The sequence below is a fragment of the Gorillibacterium massiliense genome (genome assembly GCF_000455485.1).
Lineage (GTDB): Bacteria > Bacillota > Bacilli > Paenibacillales > NBRC-103111 > Gorillibacterium > Gorillibacterium massiliense.
In genome coordinates this window covers 1-2,878 of sequence record NZ_CBQR020000127.1, presented here as the reverse complement: position 1 = coordinate 2,878, position 2,878 = coordinate 1, and the positions used below count along the sequence as shown (strand labels likewise).

1 protein-coding gene is annotated in these 2,878 nt (G+C 55.3%); it reads left to right on the top strand.

The genetic code is table 11. From position 1 onward, the window contains the following. Nucleotides 1-2,878: non-ribosomal peptide synthetase (locus TJ79_RS16770; RefSeq protein WP_040951501.1), on the top strand; the 2,878-nt coding region annotated here is incomplete at both ends.

Genomic DNA, 2,878 nt, shown 5'->3' with positions numbered 1-2,878 from the left:
AGATAAAAGGAGAACTGGATGAAGCGTTGTTCGAAGAGGCGCTGCAGCGAGTGGTGCGGCGTCATGAAGCCCTGCGCACGGTGTTCATCGAAGGGGAAGACGGACCGCGGCAGATGGTGCTGAAGGAAACAGTGGTACGGCTTGCGGTGGAAGATGTGCGGGAGCTTGCGGAAGAGGAGCGGCACGCTTACGTGCAGGAGCAAATCCGGCAGAGCGAGCAGGTGCCCTTCGATTTGGGGCAAGGGCCATTAATGCGGGCGAAGCTGTATCGGCTGGATGAGCAGACGTTCCGGTTGTACGCGTGCTTACACCACATCGTGACGGATGGATGGAGCATGCAGCGGCTGCAGCGGGAGTGGATGGATACGTACGGGAAGTTGTTGCGAAACGAAGCAACGGATGGGGAAGCGCCAAAGCTTCGGTACGTGGACTATGCGGAGTGGCAGACGAGAGAGTTGACGGAGGGCCGGTGGTCGGCAGAAGAGGCGTATTGGCTGGAGACCTTGGCCAAACCGCTGCCGAATCTGGATCTGCCGCTGGATTACGTACGACCGGAGACGCAAACCTACGCCGGGGATACGGTGAAGCTGGAGATTCCACGGGAGTCGGCGAAACGGTTGAAAGAGCTGGCGAAGCGGGAAGACATGTCGCTGTTCATGGTGCTGCTGACGGCGTACCTGATTGTGCTGCACCGGTTGACCCAGCAGGAAGATCTTGTCGTCGGCACACCGATTGCCGGGCGGATGAACCGAAGCTTGGAAGAAGTGTTGGGCTTTTTCGCCAACACGCTGGCGATCCGGGTGAAGCTTGCTGGCAACCAGACGGTGAAGGAGCTTTTACAGGCGGTGAAGGCGCAATGTTTGGGCGCGTATGAGCATCAGGCGTATCCGTTCGACATGCTGATCGAGAAGCTCAATCCCGAGCGTTCCCTCAGCCAATCGCCGGTCTTTTCAACGATGTTCGATTATATGAAAAACGAGAACGCAACGGACGATTTCGTTATCGATTGGGGCAAAGCCGAATTTTATACGAGCAAGTTCGACTTGCAGCTCTCTTTTGTGGAGGAACGTGATTCCGATCTTTACGGACTTTTCATTTACAATACCGATTTATTCAAGCAGGAAACGGTGAAGCGTTTTGCGGAGCTTTATGAGCTGGCAGTCGAAGCCGTGCTGGGTTCAACGGAAGCGACGGTCGGGGGAATCGAGCTTTTAAGCGCGAAAGACCGCGATGTCTACAGAAGGATGAACGATACCCAGGTCGATTATCCCCTGGACCAAACGATGCTGGATGCTTTCATCCGCCAAGCGGAAGATCACCCCGAACGGAAGGCCGCGACTTGTGAGGGACAATCGCTCACGTACGGAGAGCTGCATGAAAGCTCCAATCGGCTTGCCCATTTGCTGCGGCGCGAGGGAGTGAAGCCGAATCAACTGGTAGCTGTCATGATGGAACGCGGTCTTGATCTCTTGGTTGCTTTATACGGAGTGTTGAAAGCCGGAGCCGCGTATGTTCCGATCGACCCGGAATACCCGGACAAACGGATCCAGTACATGATTTCCGATTCGGAGGCAAATGCCGTCATTACCAAATCCGCCTATCTTCCTTCTTTCATCCGTCCAATGGATGGAGTTGAAAACCCGTCAAAGCTTGCGGCGATCGTATTGATGGAAAATGATGGAGGGCAACGGATTCCGGAAGGGATCAGGCTCTATACGAAAAATGATTTGGCAAGCATGCCGCCGGAAACGCCGCAAGGGGTTAACCGTCCCGAGGATTTGGCTTACATGATCTATACTTCCGGTTCCACCGGAAATCCCAAGGGCGTACTGACCTGCCATAAAGCCATCGTCAACCGGCTGCTTTGGCATCAGGATACGTTCCGCGCGCAGCCAAATGACGTAATTTTGCAGCGGACGACGGTGTGCTTCGACGATTCGATCATCGAGCTGTTTTGGCCGTTGCGTCATGGTGCTTGCATGTCCATCGTCATGAAGGATATGGTGGCGGACTCCTATCGCCTGCTCGCACATATAAGGCGGGAACGAATCTCCTATCTACAATTTGTGCCATCACTCTTCGGCCTTCTCCTTGGAGCCATGCAGGATATGCCTGCGGCGGAATGGGCGGATATTCCGGTTCGGACCATCATCGTAAGCGGCGAACCGCTGCCCGTTTCCTATGTGAACCAATGGTTTGACATGATTCCGCAGGGCACCAGAATCGCCAACTTGTACGGAGCTACGGAGGCAGCTGTGGATACCACCGCCTTCATCATGGAGAACAAGCCAACCGGCATTCACGTGGGCTGCCCCATGGCGAACAACCAGGTCTATATCGTGAATCCGCAAGGCGCTCTCTGCCCCATCCATGTGAAAGGCGAGATCTATTTGGGCGGCGTGAACTTGGCTGAAGGATACCGCAACAATGCGGAAAAAACCGCGAAGTCCTTCGTCATGCACAAACTGCCTGGAGCGCCTGTCCAGCGGTTGTATCGAACGGGCGATTACGGACGGCTATTGCCAGACGGGAACATCGAATTTATCGGCCGGATCGACAATCAGGTCAAGGTTCGCGGATACCGCATTGAGCTTGGCGAAATCGAGGAAAATCTGGTGCTTCATCCCGAGATTTCAGCCGCTGTCGTGGTGGCGGTGAAAGGCGCGGACGGCAACAGCGCACTGTGCGGCTTCTATACATCCGCCGGCGGGAATTTGGATGTCGGCGAGATCAAAGCTTTCTTGAAGATGAGCTTGCCCGATTATATGGTGCCTTACCGGCTCATTCGGCTGGATCACCTCCCGCTGACGCCTAACGGCAAGGCGGACCGGTTGGAGTTGGAGAAGCAAGCCCGGGAATCGGCTGCTGATCGGACGGA